The organism is Streptomyces sp. NPDC096136, from assembly GCF_044763325.1.
Taxonomy (GTDB): Bacteria; Actinomycetota; Actinomycetes; order Streptomycetales; family Streptomycetaceae; genus Streptomyces.
Genome location: NZ_JBIWFZ010000004.1, coordinates 542,326 through 559,489 on the forward strand (window position 1 = coordinate 542,326; position 17,164 = coordinate 559,489).

Annotated in this window: 19 protein-coding genes; 12 read left to right on the top strand and 7 right to left on the bottom strand. The window is 72.2% G+C overall.

Annotation, left to right across the window (positions count from 1 at the left end; all coding sequences use genetic code 11):
• Positions 1-4: 4 nt before the first annotated feature.
• Positions 5-1,048: a zinc-dependent alcohol dehydrogenase family protein gene (locus tag ACIRBY_RS11680; RefSeq protein WP_403899454.1), complete on the top strand. Its 1,044-nt coding sequence runs from the start codon at positions 5-7 to the stop codon at positions 1,046-1,048.
• 72 nt (positions 1,049-1,120) lie between these two features.
• Here ACIRBY_RS11680 and ACIRBY_RS11685 read toward each other — a convergent pair whose 3' ends face one another.
• The gene (locus ACIRBY_RS11685; protein WP_403899457.1) at positions 1,121-2,668 is read right to left on the bottom strand and encodes a S8 family serine peptidase; all 1,548 of its coding nucleotides are present in this window, start codon (positions 2,666-2,668) and stop codon (positions 1,121-1,123) included.
• 270 nt (positions 2,669-2,938) lie between these two features.
• Here ACIRBY_RS11685 and ACIRBY_RS11690 point away from each other — a divergent pair, with 270 nt between their 5' ends.
• The 3 genes from ACIRBY_RS11690 (at position 2,939) to moaA (ending at position 6,067) form a co-directional block, all read left to right on the top strand.
• Entirely contained in the window at positions 2,939-3,304 is a 366-nt protein-coding gene (locus tag ACIRBY_RS11690; protein WP_403899460.1) for a DUF485 domain-containing protein, read from the top strand.
• Positions 3,301-4,926 (top strand): cation acetate symporter, encoded by a 1,626-nt coding sequence (locus ACIRBY_RS11695; RefSeq protein WP_390685918.1) that lies wholly within the window; start codon positions 3,301-3,303, stop codon positions 4,924-4,926. The genes ACIRBY_RS11690 and ACIRBY_RS11695 overlap by 4 nt, the downstream gene beginning before the upstream one ends.
• 151 nt (positions 4,927-5,077) lie before the next feature.
• Entirely contained in the window at positions 5,078-6,067 is a 990-nt protein-coding gene (gene moaA / locus ACIRBY_RS11700; RefSeq protein WP_403899465.1) for a GTP 3',8-cyclase MoaA, read from the top strand.
• Positions 6,068-6,123: 56 nt separating this feature from the next.
• Here the strand turns inward: moaA and ACIRBY_RS11705 are convergent, their stop codons facing one another.
• Positions 6,124-6,372, bottom strand: a complete 249-nt coding sequence (locus ACIRBY_RS11705; protein ID WP_403899467.1) for a hypothetical protein — start codon at positions 6,370-6,372, stop codon at positions 6,124-6,126.
• 155 nt (positions 6,373-6,527) lie between these two features.
• Positions 6,528-6,860 carry a DUF3099 domain-containing protein gene (locus ACIRBY_RS11710; protein WP_366451205.1) on the bottom strand — a complete coding sequence of 111 codons (333 nt, stop codon included), beginning with the start codon at positions 6,858-6,860 and terminating at the stop codon, positions 6,528-6,530.
• A 138-nt stretch (positions 6,861-6,998) separates the two neighbouring features.
• Between ACIRBY_RS11710 and ACIRBY_RS11715 the strand changes: the two genes are divergently transcribed.
• Positions 6,999-7,277, top strand: a complete 279-nt coding sequence (locus tag ACIRBY_RS11715; protein ID WP_403899470.1) for a GlsB/YeaQ/YmgE family stress response membrane protein — start codon at positions 6,999-7,001, stop codon at positions 7,275-7,277.
• A gap of 61 nt (positions 7,278-7,338) precedes the next feature.
• Here the strand turns inward: ACIRBY_RS11715 and tyrS are convergent, their stop codons facing one another.
• Genes tyrS through ACIRBY_RS11730 form a run of 3 tightly spaced genes read right to left on the bottom strand, consistent with a single transcriptional unit; the run spans position 7,339 to position 11,607 of the window.
• Positions 7,339-8,607 (bottom strand): tyrosine--tRNA ligase, encoded by a 1,269-nt coding sequence (gene tyrS, locus ACIRBY_RS11720; protein WP_403899473.1) that lies wholly within the window; start codon positions 8,605-8,607, stop codon positions 7,339-7,341.
• A gap of 52 nt (positions 8,608-8,659) precedes the next feature.
• Positions 8,660-10,048 (bottom strand): metallopeptidase TldD-related protein, encoded by a 1,389-nt coding sequence (locus ACIRBY_RS11725; RefSeq protein WP_403899476.1) that lies wholly within the window; start codon positions 10,046-10,048, stop codon positions 8,660-8,662.
• Positions 10,045-11,607 (bottom strand): TldD/PmbA family protein, encoded by a 1,563-nt coding sequence (locus ACIRBY_RS11730; RefSeq protein ID WP_403899479.1) that lies wholly within the window; start codon positions 11,605-11,607, stop codon positions 10,045-10,047. The genes ACIRBY_RS11725 and ACIRBY_RS11730 overlap by 4 nt, the downstream gene beginning before the upstream one ends.
• A 146-nt stretch (positions 11,608-11,753) precedes the next feature.
• Between ACIRBY_RS11730 and fabG the strand changes: the two genes are divergently transcribed.
• The 3 genes from fabG (at position 11,754) to ACIRBY_RS11745 (ending at position 13,902) form a co-directional block, all read left to right on the top strand.
• Complete coding sequence (gene fabG, locus ACIRBY_RS11735; protein WP_344154712.1) at positions 11,754-12,473, top strand: 3-oxoacyl-[acyl-carrier-protein] reductase; 720 nt, start codon at positions 11,754-11,756, stop codon at positions 12,471-12,473.
• A gap of 5 nt (positions 12,474-12,478) precedes the next feature.
• Positions 12,479-13,249, top strand: coding sequence for an enoyl-ACP reductase FabI (gene fabI, locus ACIRBY_RS11740; RefSeq protein ID WP_365150385.1), 771 nt, complete (start codon positions 12,479-12,481; stop codon positions 13,247-13,249).
• A 221-nt stretch (positions 13,250-13,470) separates the two neighbouring features.
• On the top strand, positions 13,471-13,902 hold the full coding sequence (locus ACIRBY_RS11745; RefSeq protein ID WP_403899483.1) for a hypothetical protein: 432 nt from the start codon (positions 13,471-13,473) through the stop codon (positions 13,900-13,902).
• 7 nt (positions 13,903-13,909) lie between these two features.
• On the opposite strand, the gene ACIRBY_RS11750 is transcribed toward ACIRBY_RS11745, so the two are convergent.
• The gene (locus tag ACIRBY_RS11750) at positions 13,910-14,587 is read right to left on the bottom strand and encodes a FadR/GntR family transcriptional regulator (protein ID WP_403899486.1); all 678 of its coding nucleotides are present in this window, start codon (positions 14,585-14,587) and stop codon (positions 13,910-13,912) included.
• A 104-nt stretch (positions 14,588-14,691) separates the two neighbouring features.
• Here ACIRBY_RS11750 and ACIRBY_RS11755 point away from each other — a divergent pair, with 104 nt between their 5' ends.
• The 4 genes from ACIRBY_RS11755 (at position 14,692) to ACIRBY_RS11770 (ending at position 17,143) form a co-directional block, all read left to right on the top strand.
• A complete protein-coding gene (locus ACIRBY_RS11755) occupies positions 14,692-15,987 on the top strand; it encodes a CynX/NimT family MFS transporter (RefSeq protein WP_403899489.1) in 1,296 nt (431 codons plus the stop codon).
• Between the two features lie 5 nt (positions 15,988-15,992).
• Entirely contained in the window at positions 15,993-16,112 is a 120-nt protein-coding gene (locus tag ACIRBY_RS11760; protein ID WP_344154728.1) for an SGM_5486 family transporter-associated protein, read from the top strand.
• Between the two features lie 171 nt (positions 16,113-16,283).
• Complete coding sequence (locus tag ACIRBY_RS11765; RefSeq protein ID WP_403899492.1) at positions 16,284-16,505, top strand: hypothetical protein; 222 nt, start codon at positions 16,284-16,286, stop codon at positions 16,503-16,505.
• 116 nt (positions 16,506-16,621) lie between these two features.
• Positions 16,622-17,143 (top strand): SixA phosphatase family protein, encoded by a 522-nt coding sequence (locus ACIRBY_RS11770; protein ID WP_403899495.1) that lies wholly within the window; start codon positions 16,622-16,624, stop codon positions 17,141-17,143.
• The last annotated feature ends 21 nt before the right edge of the window (positions 17,144-17,164 follow it).

The window sequence follows — 17,164 nt, forward strand, 5'->3', positions numbered from 1 at the left end:
CACCATGCGCGCCACCGTCATCCACGCCCCGCACGACATCCGCGTGGAGGAGGTGCCCGACGCTGCGATCCAGCGCCCCGAGGACGCCGTCGTCCGCGTCCTGCGCGCCTGCATCTGCGGCAGCGACCTGTGGGCCTACCGCGGCGAGGCCCAGCGCCAGCCGGGCCAGCGGATCGGGCACGAGTTCCTCGGCGTCGTCGAGGAGACCGGCTCCGCCGTCTCCGGCCTGAAGGCCGGCGACCTGGTCGTGGCCCCGTTCATGTGGTCCGACGGCACCTGCGACTACTGCTCCGAAGGCCTGTACACCTCCTGCGTGCACGGCGGCTTCTGGGGCTCGGTCGGCTTCGACGGCGGCCAGGGCGAGGCCGTGCGGGTCCCGCACGCCGACGGCACCCTGGTGAAGCTGCCCGCCGCGGCCGCCTCCGACGACCACCTGCTGACCGGCCTGCTCGCGCTCTCCGACGTCATGGGCACCGGCCACCACGCCGCCCTGGGCGCGGGCGTCCGCGCGGGCTCCACCGTCGCCGTCGTCGGCGACGGCGCGGTCGGCCTGTGCGGGGTGCTCGCGGCCAAGCGCCTCGGCGCCGAGCGGATCATCGCCCTGGGCCGCCACAGCGCCCGCACGGACATCGCGAAGCTCTTCGGGGCCACCGACGTGGTCGCCGAGCGCGGCGAGGCCGCCGAGGCGGCGGTCCGCGAGCTGACCGGCGGCCAGGGCGCGCACGCGGTCATCGAGGCGGTGGGCACCGAGCAGTCCATGCGCACGGCCGTGAACATCACCCGCGACGGCGGCGCCATCGGCTACGTCGGCGTCCCGCACGGCAGCGGCACCGGCCTGGACCTCGGGGTGATGTTCGACCGCAACATCACCCTGCGCGGCGGTGTGGCACCGGTGCGCGCGTACATCCCGGAGCTGCTGGAGGACGTGCTGAGCGGCGCCATCGACCCGGCGCCCGTCTTCGACCGGGCCGTGTCCCTGGACGAGGTCCCCGACGGCTACCGCGCCATGGACGACCGCAGCGCCCTCAAGGTCCTGATCAAGCCCTGACGGCACGGGGCGGACGCATGAGGGGCCGGGCGGGCGATCCCCGCCCGGCCCCCCCCGCCGTGGCGCGTGGCGTTACGGCTTGACGGCCTTGAGGGCGTCGACCACGCCCGCGCCGTAGAAGCCGGTCTGGCCCCACTTGGCCTTGCAGGTGGTGGCGTCGACCAGGTTGCCGGTGCCGTCGTAGATCTTGTCGGGGCAGGCGGTCCTCGTCGCCTGGGCCTTGAGCATCGCCTGGAGCTGGGAGGGCGTGGCCCCCGGGTGCGCGCTCTTGAGCAGGGCCGCGACGCCCGCGACGTGCGGGGTGGCCATCGAGGTGCCCTGCTTGTAGCCGTAGCCGCCGCCCGGGAGGGTGGACAGCACGCGGCCGTTGGCGTCGGGGGTGGCCGGGACCTGCCACTTGTCGCCGCCGGGGGCGGCCACGTCGACGACCCCGAGGCCGTAGCTGGAGTAGTACGAGCGGAAGCCCTTGTCGCCGGTCGCGCTGACGGTGACCACGCCCGGCAGCTGCGCGGGCAGGTCCAGGCAGACCTTCGGGTCTATGGTGCGCGGCGACGGCGTGGCGTCGTCCGGGCTGGTGTCGTCGGTGATCGAGTCGGCGGCGAGGTCCCAGTTCTCGTTGCCGGCGGCGGCCACGTTCAGCACGCCCTTGCGCTCGGCGTACTTGCCGGCCCGGGTGAGGGCCTCGACCAGTGCCTTCTGGTCGTCGTCCGTCTTGCAGTTGAAGTACCAGGGGTCGACGTAGTAGCTGTTGTTGGTGACCGCGATGCCCTTCTCTGCGGCGAACATGAACCCGCAGACCACCGCCTCGGTGTAGAAGAGGCTGGTCCCGGGCTCGCTCACCTTGATCGCGGCGACCTTGACGCCGGGCGCGACCCCGCTGACGCCGACCCCGTTGCGGGCGGCGGCGATGGTGCCCGCCACGTGCGTGCCGTGGTCGCTGCCGTCGGGGTAGGGGCGCCAGGCGCCGTCGGTGGTGTCCGCGACCCCGCCGACGCAGTTGGCGGACTGGCCCTTCGAGAAGTTCGGGGCGAGGTCGGGGTGGGTGTCGTCCACGCCCGTGTCGATGACGCCGACGGTGACGTCCCGGCTGCCCGCGTTGACCTTCTGGGCCTGGTCGGCCCTGATCGCCCGCAGGTCCCACTGGTTCGCTTCCAGGGGCTCCTGGCCCGGCTCGGCCCGGGCCGCGGCCCGCGCGGCGTCGGCGTCGCCCAGCCGCTGGGTCGTGCCCTCCTCGGTGGTCTGCACCGTCTGCAGGGGGGCCGTACGGGTGGCTCCCACGGACACGAACAGGTTCCGCTGGGCCCGCAGCTGCTTGGCGAAGTCCGGGTTCTGGGAATGTGCGACGACGACGCCGATCTGTTCATAGGACGTCACCACCGTCCCGCCGGCCTGCTCGATGGCCTTCCTGGCCTGCCGGGCCGTCCCGTACGCGGTCAGGTTCGCCACGTACGAGAGCGCGGGGCCGGTGGCGGCGGCCTTCGCGGCCGTCGCCGGGCCCGCCGTGTCGCCCAGCGGTGCGGCCGAGGCAGCCACCGAGGGCAGGAAGGCGAGTGAGGCCGTGAGCGCCAGGCCGACCGGAACGGCGAGGGCCCGCCGACGGCCGGATCCCAGATGAGCCATGGGTTCTCCACATCATCCGTGAATGAGCAGCCCGTACGCGGTCGCGTCGGACGCGTTCATGACACGCGAACCTAGCGCCGGCGTTCCCCTTTGCGCCATCAGTTCGACGAATCAGCCGTTTGGAAAGCAGAACCGCCGAAGATGCGGAGGGTGTTGAACCGTCCCGGCACGGCGGCCGTGCCGTTGACCGGGGGCCCAGCACCACCGCCCCCCCACACGGAGGTTGTTTTGACCGTCCCCACCGCACCCGCGTCACAAGGAGAACCCCCCGTGACCACGCAAGCAGCGCCGCCGCCGGGCGGCGCGGGACCCGCCCCGGCACAGGTGTCGGCCGAGGAGTTCGCGCGCGTCCAGCAGAGCCCCGAGTTCGCCGAACTGCGCAGCTCCTACCGCTCCTTCGCCTTCCCGCTCACCGTGGCCTTCATCGCCTGGTACCTGCTCTACGTCCTGCTGTCCAACTACGCGGGCGGCTTCATGGGGACCAAGCTCTTCGGCAACGTCAACGTCGCCCTCGTGCTCGGCCTCGCCCAGTTCGCGACGACCTTCCTGATCGCCTGGCTGTACTCGCGGCACGCCGCCGCCCGGCTCGACCCCAAGGCACGGGCCATCAAGGACCGGTTGGAGGGCGGAGCATGAACGCCGTCCCGCACCTGACGACCGCCGCCGGCGCCACCGAGCACCGCCCGCTGATCATCACCCTGTTCGGGCTGTTCGTCGTCGCCACCCTCGTCATCACCGTCTGGGCCGGCCGCCAGACCAAGGACGCCGCCGACTTCTACGCGGGCGGCCGCCAGTTCACCGGCTTCCAGAACGGCCTCGCCATCTCCGGCGACTACATGTCCGCCGCGTCCTTCCTCGGCATCGCCGGAGCCATCGCCCTCTTCGGCTACGACGGCTTCCTCTACTCCATCGGCTTCCTCGTCGCCTGGCTCGTGGCCCTGCTGCTCGTCGCGGAGCCGCTGCGCAACTCCGGCCGCTACACCATGGGCGACGTGCTCGCGTACCGGATGCGCCAGCGGCCCGTCCGCACCGCCGCGGGCACCTCCACCATCGTGGTCTCGATCTTCTACCTGCTCGCCCAGATGGCCGGCGCCGGCGTGCTCGTCTCCCTGCTCCTGGGCATCACCGCCGACGGCGGCAAGATCGCCGTGGTCGCCCTGGTCGGCGTCCTGATGATCGTCTACGTGACCATCGGCGGCATGAAGGGCACCACCTGGGTCCAGATGGTCAAGGCCGTCCTGCTGATCGCGGGCGCCATGCTGATCACCTTCCTGGTGCTGCTGAAGTTCGACTTCAACGTCTCCGCCCTGCTGGGCCAGGCCGCCGAACACAGCGGCCAGGGGACGAAGTTCCTGGAGCCCGGACTCAAGTACGGCAAGGACCCGCTCACCAAGCTGGACTTCCTCTCCCTCGGCCTCGCCCTGGTCCTGGGCACCGCCGGCCTGCCGCACATCCTGATCCGCTTCTACACGGTGCCCACCGCCAAGGCCGCCCGTAAGTCCGTGAACTGGGCCATCGGCATCATCGGCGCCTTCTACCTGATGACGATCGCGCTCGGATTCGGCGCCGCCGCCCTGCTCGACCGCGACGCCATCATCAAGTCCAACAAGGCCGGCAACACCGCCGCCCCGCTGCTCGCCCAGGCCGTCGGCGGCGGACCCGACTCCACCGGCGGCGCGGTCCTCCTCGCGGTGATCTCCGCGGTGGCCTTCGCCACCATCCTCGCCGTGGTCGCGGGCCTCACCCTGGCCTCCTCCTCGTCCTTCGCGCACGACATCTACGTCAACGTGATCCGCCGGGGGCAGGCCACCGAGAAGGAGGAGGTGCGCGCCGCCCGCCTGTCCACCGTGGTCATCGGCGCCGTCGCGATCTTCCTGGGGGCCCTGGCCCGCGACATGAACGTGGCCGGCCTGGTCGCCCTCGCCTTCGCGGTCGCCGCCTCCGCCAACCTCCCGACGATCCTCTACAGCCTCTTCTGGAAGCGCTTCACCACCCAGGGCGCGCTGTGGTCCATCTACGGGGGCCTGGTCTCGGCGGTCGGCCTGGTGCTCTTCTCCCCGGTCGTCTCCGGCAAGCCCACCTCGATGTTCAAGGACGCCGACTTCTACTGGTTCCCGCTGGAGAACCCGGGCATCATCTCCATCCCGCTCGGCTTCCTCCTCGGGTGGCTGGGAACCGTCCTGTCCAAGGAGGAGGCGGACCCCGGGAAGTTCGCCGAGTTGGAGGTGCGCTCCCTCACCGGAACAGGGGCGCACTGAGATCGCCCGAGCACCGTACGTGGCCGCGTCGTACTTCCGTACGACGCGGCCGTGTCACGTCTCGTTCATTCGGGCATCCCTCGGCGACACACGGGTCGCGTAGGCTCGATTCCACAGAACCTCTAGATCCGGACAGGGGAGGGGGCCCACAGTGCTTCTCGACACGTACGGCCGCGTGGCCACTGACCTGCGCGTCTCACTCACCGACCGGTGCAACCTGCGCTGTACCTACTGCATGCCCGAAGAGGGCCTGCAGTGGCTGGGGAAGTCCGATCTGCTCAGCGACGACGAGATCGTCCGGCTGATCCGCATCGCCGTCACGCACCTGGGCATCACCGAGGTCCGCTTCACCGGCGGCGAGCCGCTGCTGCGGCCCGGCCTGGTCGGGATCGTCGAGCGGTGCGCCGCCCTGGAGCCCCGCCCCAAGATGTCGCTGACCACCAACGGCATCGGCCTCAAGCGCACCGCGCAGGCGCTCAAGGCCGCCGGCCTGGACCGAGTGAACGTCTCCCTCGACACCCTGCGCCCCGAGGTGTTCAAGACGCTCACCCGGCGCGACCGCCACCACGACGTCATCGAGGGCATGGCCGCCGCCCGCGAGGCCGGCCTGACCCCCGTCAAGGTCAACGCCGTCCTGATGCCCGGCCTCAACGACGACGAGGCCCCCGACCTGCTCGCCTGGGCCGTGGAGAACGCCTACGAGCTCCGTTTCATCGAGCAGATGCCGCTCGACGCCCAGCACGGCTGGAAGCGCGACGGCATGATCACCGCCGGGGACATCCTCCAGTCCCTGCGCACCCGCTTCACCCTCACCGAGGAGGGAGCCGACGAGCGCGGCTCCGCCCCGGCCGAGCGCTGGCTGGTCGACGGCGGCCCGGCCACCGTCGGGGTCATCGCCTCCGTCACCCGCCCCTTCTGCGGCGCCTGCGACCGCACCCGGCTCACGGCCGACGGGCAGGTCCGTACGTGCCTGTTCGCCACCGAGGAGTCCGACCTGCGCTCCGCGCTGCGCTCGGGCGCCCCGGACGAGGAGATCGCCCGCCTGTGGAAGGTGGCGATGTGGGGCAAGAAGGCCGGCTCCGGCCTCGACGACCCGTCGTTCCTCCAGCCCGACCGCCCGATGTCGGCGATCGGCGGCTGACCGCCCCTCCCGCACGCCGCCGACGGCCCTCCCGGAACCGGGAGGGCCGTCGGCGTTCAGCGCTCCGAGCCCTCCGGCTGCACCCACTCGTCGAGTTCCACGACGTCCTTGAGGAACCCGCGGACCCCCAGGAACCGGGACAGGTGCTCGCGGTGCTCCTCGCACGCCAGCCACGTCTTGCGCCGCTGGGGCGCGTGCAGCTTCGGGTTGTTCCAGGCGAGGACCCAGACCGCCGCGTCACGGCAGCCCTTGGCGGAACAGGTGGGGGTTTCGGTTTCACCGCTGGGGGATTCAAGGGGAGTCACAGCTCAACCCTAGTCACCGTCCGGACGCGGCCGACGGAAGGGCGACGCCGGGCAGCCACGGGGGGAGCTGCCCGGCGTCGGTCCGTCGCTCCGACGGGGGATGCGGAGCGCGTAGGCAGTATGTCACGCAGGACCGGGTGGGGTGCACCGGAACTTCATGATTGATCTGAGGTTTTCCTGAGGTTCTCCGCCTCCAGTGCGGGGCGCACAGGGGCCGGCACGAAGTGCGACGGCAGCGAGGGCGTCGACTCGCGCCCGGCGTTCGCGATGACCACCGCGATGTACGGGAGCAGGAGGCCCGCCGCCAGCGTCACGAGGGCCACATGGCGCTCCACGTTCCACAGGACCACCGTGGCGACCACCGACAGGGTCCTGATCCCCATCGAGATCACGTACCGGCGCTGGCGCCCCCGTACGTCCTCGGCGAGTCCCATACGGGCCCCGGTGATCCGGAAGACCTCGGCCCCGTTCCGTTTCGTCCGCTGCATGCCCCCCACGGTACGCCGCCCCCGACGCGGCGGGGAGAAGGGGGTGCCGCCCGGGGCGCACCGCCCGACATGCGCGGTCCGCCCCGCGGGCCGACACTGGCCCCACACGCGCACCCCGCGCCGCGAGGAGGGCTCGACATGTCTTGGTTGTGGGCGATCATCGTCGGATTCGTGCTGGGCCTCATAGCCCGGGCCATCCTGCCGGGCAAACAGCACCAGCCGCTCTGGCTGACCACGCTCTTCGGCATCATCGGCGGCGTCCTCGGCAACGCCGTGGCGACGTGGATCGGTGTCCACGACACCCGCGGCATCGACTGGACCCGGCACCTGCTCCAGATCGCCGGGGCCGTCGCCATCGTCGCGCTGGGGGAGATGGTCTACCTGTCGCTGCGCGGCGGCAAGCGCCACACGGTGTAGCCCATGACGAAGGGGCCGGCCCGGACGCGACGTCCGGACCGGCCCCTCGCCGCGGTGCCCGTCAGGCGCCGGTCACCTCGACCGCCGCCAGGTTCTTCTTGCCGCGGCGCAGTACCAGCCAGCGCCCGTGCAGCAGGTCCGATGCGGCCGGGACCGCGTCCTCGGCGGTGACCTTCACGTTGTTCACGTAGGCGCCGCCCTCCTTCACGGTCCGGCGCGCGGCGGACTTGCTGGCGACCAGGCCGGTCTCCGCGAACAGGTCCACCACGAGGCCGAGCTCCGCCACCTTCGCGTGCGGCAGCTCGGACAGGGCCGCGGCCAGCGTGGCCGCGTCCAGGTCCGCCAGCTCGCCCTGGCCGAACAGCGCCTTCGAGGCGGCGATCACGGCGGCGCACTGGTCCGCGCCGTGCACCAGCGTGGTCAGCTCCTCCGCGAGCGCCCGCTGGGCGGCCCGCGCCTGCGGGCGCTCGGCGGTCTGCGCCTCCAGCTCCTCCAGCTCCTCACGGGACCTGAAGGAAAGGATCCGCATGTAGGTGGAGATGTCCCGGTCGTCCACGTTCAGCCAGAACTGGTAGAACGCGTACGGGGTGGTCATCTCCGGGTCGAGCCAGACGGCCCCGCTCTCGGACTTGCCGAACTTGGTGCCGTCCGCCTTGACCATCAGCGGGGTGGCCAGCGCGTGCACCTGGGCCTGCGGCTCCAGGCGGTGGATCAGGTCGAGGCCGGCCGTCAGGTTGCCCCACTGGTCCGAGCCGCCCTGCTGGAGGGTGCAGCCGTGGCGGCGGTACAGCTCCAGGAAGTCCATGCCCTGGAGGAGCTGGTAGCTGAACTCGGTGTAGCTGATGCCCTGGTCGGACTCCAGGCGCTTGGCGACCGAGTCCTTCGTCAGCATCTTGTTGACGCGGAAGTGCTTGCCGATGTCCCGCAGGAACTCGATCGCGGACATCCCCGCGGTCCAGTCCAGGTTGTTCACCATGACCGCGGCGTTCTCGCCCTCGAAGGACAGGAACGGCTCGATCTGGGTGCGCAGGCGCGTCACCCAGTTCGCGACGGTCTCCGGGTCGTTCAGCGTCCGCTCGGCCGTCGGGCGCGGGTCGCCGATCTGCCCGGTCGCCCCGCCGACCAGCGCCAGCGGGCGGTGGCCCGCCTGCTGGAGCCGGCGCACGGTCAGCACCTGCACCAGGTGTCCCACGTGCAGCGAGGCGGCCGTCGGGTCGAAGCCGCAATAGAACGTGACGGGACCGTCCGCGAAGGCCTTGCGCAGCGCTTCTTCATCGGTGGACTGGGCGAACAGCCCGCGCCACTTCAGTTCGTCGACGATGTCCGTCACGGTCTCTCGACTCCTTACGAATTGTGGAAATGCCGTGCTCAGTCTAGGTGCGTCAGACGCCCTTGCTGACCGAACTCATGTTGAAGTCCGGGATGCGGACGGCGGGCATCGCGGCCCGTGTGAACCAGTCGCCCCACTCGCGCGGCAGGGTCTTCTCGGTGCGTCCGGCCTCGGTGGCCCGCGCCAGCAGGTCCACCGGGGACTCGTTGAACCGGAAGTTGTTCACCTCGCCCGTGACCTGCCCGTTCTCCACCAGGTAGACCCCGTCCCGGGTCAGGCCCGTCAGCAGCAGCGTCGCCGGGTCGACCTCGCGGATGTACCAGAGGCAGGTCAGCAGCAGGCCCCGCTCGGTGCCCGCCACCATCTCCTCCAACGACTTCTCCCCGCCGCCCTCCAGGATCAGGTTCCCGAAGGCCGGGGAGAGCGGCAGCCCGGTCAGCCCGGCGCTGTGCCGGGTCGTGGTCAGCCGGGCCAGCTCGCCGCCGCTGATCCACTCGGTCGCCGGGACCGGCAGGCCGTTGTCGAAGACCGAGGCGTCGTCGCCCGAGCTGTGCGCGATCACGAACGGCGCCGACTCCAGGCCCGGCGCGTGGGGGTCGCTGCGCAGGGTCAGCGGCAGCTGCGAGAGCCGCTCGCCGATCCGGGTGCCGCCGCCGGGCTTGGAGAAGACCGTCCGGCCCTCCGCCGCGTCCCGGGCCGCCGCCGACCACATCTGGTAGATCAGCAGGTCGGCCACGGCCGTCGGCGGCAGCAGGGTCTCGTACCGTCCGGCCGGCAGCTCGACCTTGCGCTCGGCCCAGCCGAGGCGGACGGCGAGCTCCGCGTCCAGGACGGTCGGGTCCACGTCCTTGAAGTCGCGGGTGGCCCGCCCGGCCCAGGCCGAGCGGAGCCGGTCCGGGGACTTGGCGTTGAGCTCCAGGGTGCCGTTCGGCTGGTCGTGGCGCAGCCGCAGGCCCGTCGAGGTGCCGACGTACGTGGAGACCAGCTCGTGGTTCGCGAAGCCGTAGAGCTCCCGGCCGCCCGCCCGGGCCCGGGCGAAGGCCTCGCCGAGGGCCGGGGCGAAGTCCGCGAACACGGCCGAGGAGGTCTCGTCCGGGGCGTCCGCGAAGTCCGGCGAGGCCGGGGTCCCGGTCACCAGCGGCTGGGCGTCCTCGGCGGGACCCGCGGCCCGCGCGGCCGCCTCGGCGGCCCGTACGAGCGGCTCCAGGTCGGCGGCGGTGACGGCGGAGCGGGAGACGACCCCCGAGGCCGTCCCCTGACCCCCGTCGACGGTGGCGATGACGGTGAGGGTCCGGCCCCGGGTGACGCCGTTGGTGGTCAGCGCGTTCCCGGCCCAGCGGAGGTTGGCGCTGGACTCCTCGTCGGCGATGACGACACAGCCGTCGGCGGTGGACAGCTCCAGGGCCCGCTCGACGATCTCGTGGGGCTTCGTACGGCTCATCGGCCGGCCTCCTGCGTGGTGTTCAGGATGTTCACGTCGCGGAAGAGGGCCGACGGGCAGCCGTGGGAGACCGCCGCGACCTGGCCCGGCTGGGCCTTGCCGCAGTTGAAGGCGCCGCCCAGGACGTAGGTCTGAGGACCGCCGACCTTCTCCATCGAGCCCCAGAAGTCGGTGGTCGTGGCCTGGTAGGCGACGTCGCGCAGCTGCCCGGCCAGCCGGCCGTTCTCGATCCGGAAGAAGCGCTGCCCGGTGAACTGGAAGTTGTAGCGCTGCATGTCGATCGACCAGGAGCGGTCGCCGACCACGTAGATCCCGCGCTCCACCCCGCCGATCAGGTCCTCGGTGGACAGCCCGCCCGGATCCGGCTGGAGCGAGACGTTCGCCATCCGCTGGACCGGGACGTGCCCGGGGGAGTCGGCGTAGGCGCAGCCGTTGGAGCGGCCGAGGCCGGTCAGCTTCGCGATCCGCCGGTCGGTCTGGTAGCCGGCCAGGGTGCCGTCCTTGACCAGGTCCCAGCTCTGGGCCTCGACGCCCTCGTCGTCGTAGCCGATGGTGGCCAGGCCGTGCTCGGCGGTGCGGTCGCCGGTCACGTTCATGATCGAGGAGCCGTACTTGAGCGTGCCCAGCCGGTCGAAGGTGGCGAACGAGGTGCCCGCGTACGCCGCCTCGTAGCCCAGGGCGCGGTCGAGCTCGGTGGCGTGGCCGATGGACTCGTGGATGGTGAGCCACAGGTTGGACGGGTCCACGACCAGGTCGTAGCGGCCCGCCTCCACGCCGGGCGCGCGCATCTTCTCGGCCAGCAGCCCGGGGATCTGCTCCAGCTCGGTGTTCCAGTCCCAGCCGGTGCCGGTCAGGTACTCCCAGCCGCGCCCGGCGGGCGGGGCGATGGTGCGCATGGAGTCGAACTCGCCGGTGGCGGCGTTGACGGCGACCGCGGTCAGCTGGGGGTGGATGCGCACCCGCTGCTGGGTGGTCGTGGTGCCCGCGGTGTCGGCGTAGAACTTGTTCTCGTGGACGGCGAGCAGCGAGGCGTCCACGTGCGCCACGCCCTCGGCGGCCAGCAGCCGGGAGCTCCAGTCGGCGAGCAGGGCCGACTTCTCGGCGTCCGGCACCTGGAAGGGGTCCACGTCGTAGGCGGAGATCCAGGTCTTGTCGGCGTGCACCGGCTCGTCGGCGAGCTCGACCCGCTCGTCGGACCCCGCGGCCTTGATGACCTGGGCCGACAGCTTGGCCATGGCCACGGCCTGCGAGGCCACCTTGGCCGCCCCGTCCATGGTCAGGTCCACGCCGGACGCGAAGCCCCAGCTGCCGCCGTGCACCACCCGCACCGCGTAGCCGAGGTCGGTGGTGTCGGAGCCGCCGGAGGGTTTGGCGTCCCGCAGCCGCCAGGAGGCGCTGCGGATCCGCTCCAGGCGGAAGTCGGCGTGGTCGGAGCCCAGCGCGCGCGCCCGCGCGAGCGCCGCGTCGGCGAGCGCCCGCAAGGGCAGCGCGGTGAAGGCCGCGTCGATGGAATGGGCCACGGAGGTCCTCCCGGGGTCGGGGACGGTCTGCTCGATCATGTCGCGATCGGGCCTCAGGTGACCACAGGTTTCTGTAGGTATTCGACAGAGCGTGCCGCAAGGCCCTGTCGGAGCCCGATTCTCCGGATGTCGTACGGGGCCTATAGGTTTTTGCTACTCAGACAGCTAAGCGAAAGGGTGGTCCGTTGAGCCGCTCGGTTCTCGTCACCGGAGGAAACCGGGGCATCGGCCTCGCCATCGCCCGCGCCTTCGCCCAGGCCGGCGACAAGGTCGCTATCACGTACCGCTCGGGAGAGCCGCCGCAGGAGCTCGCCGAGCTGGGCGTGCTGGCCGTGCGCTGCGACATCACCGACTCCGAGCAGGTGGAGCAGGCCTACAAGGAGATCGAGGCCAAGCACGGCAACGTCGAGGTGCTGGTGGCGAACGCCGGCATCACCAAGGACACGCTGCTGATGCGGATGTCGGAGGAGGACTTCGCCTCCGTCGTCGACACCAACCTCACGGGTACCTTCCGTGTCGTGAAGCGGGCCAACCGTGGCATGCTGCGGGCCAAGAAGGGCCGCGTGGTCCTGATCTCCTCGGTCGTCGGCCTGCTGGGCGGCGCCGGCCAGGCCAACTACGCCGCCTCGAAGGCGGCGCTGGTGGGCTTCGCCCGCTCGCTCGCCCGCGAGCTCGGCTCCCGCAACATCACCTTCAACGTCGTCGCCCCCGGCTTCGTGGACACCGACATGACGAAGGTGCTCAGCGACGAGCAGCGCGCGGGCATCCTGGCGCAGGTGCCGCTGGCGCGCTACGCGCAGCCCGAGGAGATCGCGGCCGCCGTGAGCTTCCTGGCGTCCGACGACGCCGCGTACATCACCGGAGCCGTCATTCCCGTTGACGGCGGATTGGGCATGGGTCACTGATCACCATGAGCGGAATTCTCGAGGGCAAGCGGATCCTCATCACCGGCGTGCTGATGGAGTCCTCCATCGCCTTCCACGCCGCCAAGCTGGCCCAGGAGCAGGGCGCCGAGGTCATCCTCAGCGCCTGGCCGCGCCCGTCGCTGACCGAGCGCATCGCGAAGAAGCTGCCCAAGCCGGTCAAGGTGATCGAGCTCGACGTCACCAACGACGAGCACCTGGCCCGCCTGGAGGGCCTCGTCCGCGAGGAGCTCGGCGGCCTCGACGGCGTCGTGCACTCCATCGGCTTCGCGCCGCAGGACGCGCTCGGCGGCAACTTCCTGAACACCCCCTTCGAGTCGGTCGCCACCGCGATGCACGTCTCGGCGTTCTCGCTGAAGTCGCTGACCATGGCCTGCAAGCCGCTGTTCCCGGCGGAGGGCGCCGCCGTCGTCGGCCTCACCTTCGACGCGCAGTTCGCCTGGCCGCAGTACGACTGGATGGGCCCGGCCAAGGCCGCGCTGGAGGCCACCAGCCGCTACCTCGCCCGCGACCTGGGCAAGGAGAACGTCCGCTGCAACCTGGTCTCGGCCGGTCCGATCGGCTCGATGGCCGCCAAGTCCATCCCGGGCTTCGGCGAGCTGGCGGACACCTGGAACCAGCGCTCCATGCTGGCGTGGGACATGAGCGACCCGGAGCCGGCGGGCAAGGGCGTCGTGGCCCTGCTGTCGGACTGGTTCCCGAAGACCACGGGCGAGATCGTCCACGTGGACGGCGGCCTGCACGCGATGGGCGCCTGACCTTCCCGCTCGGACCCCGCGTCCGTACGGCGGTGGCCGCGCCTCCCTCCGGGGAGGCGCGGCCACCGCCGTTTCGGCCGTGCCGCGGCAGGGGCCGGACGGGCGTCCCCGATCAGACGTTCGCCCTCCGACCGGATCTTTCCGAGTCGAAAACCGGGACACATGCCTGCAAACTGACCTGGCCGGGATCTTCCCGGCAGGTTCGGGGAGGAGGTGCGGGAGTGCGCGCGAGGCCGAGCCGGGCGCTGTCGCTGCTGGTCACCTCGGTGGCCCTGACCGGACTCCTGATCCCGGGAGCCCTCGCGCAGCCCGGCGGAACGGGGCCCGCCCCCGGGCCCGAGGCGGCGGCCCCGGCCGTCGTGGACCTCGCCGAGGTCCCCGCCGAACCACCCGTACGGCCCGAGCAGCCCGCCGGGCGCGAGCTCTACGGCTCCGACTGCGACACCGAGATCGACGGCTCGCAGGTGATCGCGTACTGCCACAACGGCTACCCCGAGACCGACCTGCTCCGGCTGCACGTCGAGTGCGAGCGCTGGTGGGACATCGACGGGGACAGCGCCCTCGTACCCCTGGACCCGGCCGGCCGCACCCGGCTGACCGGCCGCTGCTGGAAAGAGGTCCGCACGGCCTGGGTCAGCCACCAGCGCCCCTGAGGCGCGGCTAGCGGGCGCTCTTGCCGCGGCAGACGAAGGGGTAGCCCGCCGCCTCCGAGGCGGCCGTGTCCCCGTCCCCGCGCCGGATCGCCGCGATCAGGCGGGCGTGGTCCAGGTGGTCGGCCGGGTGCAGCTCCGTGCCCACGTCCGCGCGCAGCCACTCCGCCACCAGGTCGCCCAGGTCCGCGTAGAGCTCGATCAGCACCTCGTTGTGCGAGGCCGTCACCACGGCCATGTGCAGGGCGACGTCCGTGCTCACGAACAGCTCCGCGTCCCCGCTCGCCCAGGCCTCCTCGCGCCGCGCCAGCAGCGACTCCAGCTGCACCAGGTCCCGCTCCGTGCGCCGCTCCGCCGCCAGCCGGGCCGCCGAGGACTCCAGCGTCGAGCGCAGCTCCGCGACGTGCCGGGGGTCGGCCCCCGCGAAGCGCCGGTGCATCACGCCGGCCAACTCGCTCGTGGCGAGCACGTACGTACCCGACCCCTGGCGGATGTCCAGGAGCCCGTTGTGCGCGAGGGCCCGAACGGCCTCCCGCACGGTGTTGCGGGCGACGCCCAGCAGCTCCACCAGCTCGGGCTCGGTGGGGATCCGGCTTCCCACCGGCCATTCGCCGGAGGTGATCTGGTTCCTGAGCTGGGTGATCACCTGGTCGACGAGCGCGGAACGCCGGGGCGAGGTCAGCGGCATGCGGACGGGGCCTCTCGAGTACTGCTGGACGGACTGCGGGACGGGATCAAGTGTGACAGCAGGAAACTGGACAACCAATCATCCCATGATTCTATGATGGCGGGATGCGCGACGAAGACCTCCAGACCCTGAGCCGCCCGGCGACCCCGCGCGGCTCCGCCGGGCACCCCTCCACCGCCCGGGCCGACACCCCCGCCGACCCCAGGTGGCTCGGCCCCGTGCTCGTCGTCGCCATCGTGCTGGCCGCCCTCAACCTGCGGCCCGCCATCACCAGCCTCGGCGCCCTCTTCGAGGAGGCCCGCACCGGCCTCCACATGAGCGGCGCCGTCGCCGGACTGATCACCTCCGTCCCCGCGCTCTGCTTCGGCGTCTTCGGCGTCACCGCGCCCCGGCTCTCCCGCCGCTTCGGCCCGGCCGCCGTGGTCTGCGCCGGCATGGCCGCCGTCGCCGCCGGCCTGGTGATCCGCCCGTTCGCGGACAGCGCCGCCGCCTTCCTCGCCGCCAGCGCCCTGTCCCTGGCCGGCATAGCCCTGACGAACGTGCTGCTCCCCGTCATCGTCAAGCGCTGGTTCCCGGACCGCGTCGGCACCATGACCGGCCTCTACTCCATGGCCCTGGCCGCCGGCACCTCCCTCGCAGCCGCCACCACCGTCCCGCTGACCTCCGCCCTCGGCGGGAGCTGGCGCACCGGCCTGCTGGTCTGGGCCGCCCTCGCCGTGGCCGCCGTACTGCCCTGGCTGCCCGTCGCCGCCGCCGGCCGCCGCGAGAAGGCCGCCGCGCCCGCCGCCGCGGCACGCGAGGACGCAGGCCCCTCCGTCGTGCGCAGCCGCACCGCCTGGGTCCTCGCCTGCTACTTCGGCCTCCAGGCCACCGGCGCCTACGTCACCATGGGCTGGCTCCCGCAGATCTTCCGCGACGCCGGGGTCTCCGCCTCCACGGCCGGCGTGCTCCTCGCCGTCACCATGGTCATGGGCGTCCCCCTGGCCTTCGTCATCCCCGGCCTCGCCGCACGGATGCGCCACCAGGGCCCCATCGCCGCCGTCCTCGGCCTCTTCGGCCTCGCCGGCTACCTCGGCCTCCACCTCGCCCCCGCCGCCGGCGCCTGGGCCTGGGCCCTCCTGCTCGGCGTCTCCAACTGCGCCTTCCCGCTCGTGATCACGATGATCGGACTGCGCGCCAAGTCGCCCGCCGGGGTCGTCAAGCTCTCCGCCTTCGCCCAGAGCACCGGGTACCTCATCTCCATCCCCGGCCCGCTGGTCATCGGCACCCTCTACCAGCACAGCGGCGGCTGGGACCTGCCCCTCGCCCTCATGGCCGGCCTCCTCGTCCCGCAGATCGCCCTCGGCGTCCTCGCCGGCCGGGACCGCACGATCGAGGACGAATGCGGCATGCGAGACTGAGCGCCATGTCGCCCGTACTCGAACCCAACCCCCAGGACAGCCACAAGAAGCTCGGCCTCGTGCTGGGAGCCATGGCCCTCGTGACCGTGATCGTGGCCGTCATCGCCACCCTCGCCTCCCCCTGACGCGCACCGCCCGCCGGCCCGGCCCGGCCCCCGGTGGTGGGGATATCCCCCCATCCCCTAGGGGGCCGGGATCAGGGTCGGCTGGGGTGTGACCCGGATGGGAACCGCCGCACCGGATCCATAGATTCGAAGCAGCGAGCCAGTCCCCAGCCGAAGAACCCGGAGGCGGCCATGCCGGCCACCACGCACACCCCGTCCCTCCCCGCCCGCCGCCGCCCCGGCGCGTACGTCCACACCAGCGCCCGGCTGCACTGGTGGACCCTGGCCCTGCCCGCCCTCGCCTTCGGCCTGCTCCTGCTGCTGCTCGCCGGCTCCGGCCAGGCCCAGGCGGCGACCGGCCGGCCCTCCGGACTGGTCCAGGTCACCCAGCAGCTGCTCCACGCCGTCGTCTGACCCGTGCGGCACGCGCCGTCGGACGATCCGCGCGCGCCGGAGCACGCCCTCCCGAGCGGGGGACGGCCCCCTCAACACCCTGCGCCCCGTGGCCCGTTTCGTGCGAAGCTGGGCCCATGAGCGCCGACACACCCCGCAGGATCGCCCTCCTCCGGCACGCCAAGGCCGACTGGCCCCAGGTGGCCGACCACGACCGCCCGCTGGCGGACCGCGGCCGCAGGGACGCTCCGGCCGCCGGCCGGAAGCTGGCCGAGACCGGCATCACCTTCGACCTGGCCCTCTGCTCCACCGCCGTCCGCACCCGGGAGACCTGGAAGCTCGCCGTCCAGGAACTCCCGTACCGGCCGCGGACCGTCTACGAGGAGCGGGTCTACGACGCCTCCCCGGGTGAGCTCATCGCCCTGCTGAACGAGACCCCCGACGACGTCGGCGACCTCCTCGTCATCGGCCACAACCCCGGCATGCACGCCCTGGCCGAGATCCTCTCCGGGCGCGCGGAGGGCGACACCCAGGCCCGGATGAACCGCACGGGCTTCCCGACCGCCGCCCTGGCCGTCGTCTCCTTCACCGGCTCCTGGAAGTCCGTCGAGCCCGGAGCGGGCACCCTGCTGGACTACTGGACCCCCAAGGAGCACTGAGCGGCGCCGCCCCGGGCCCGG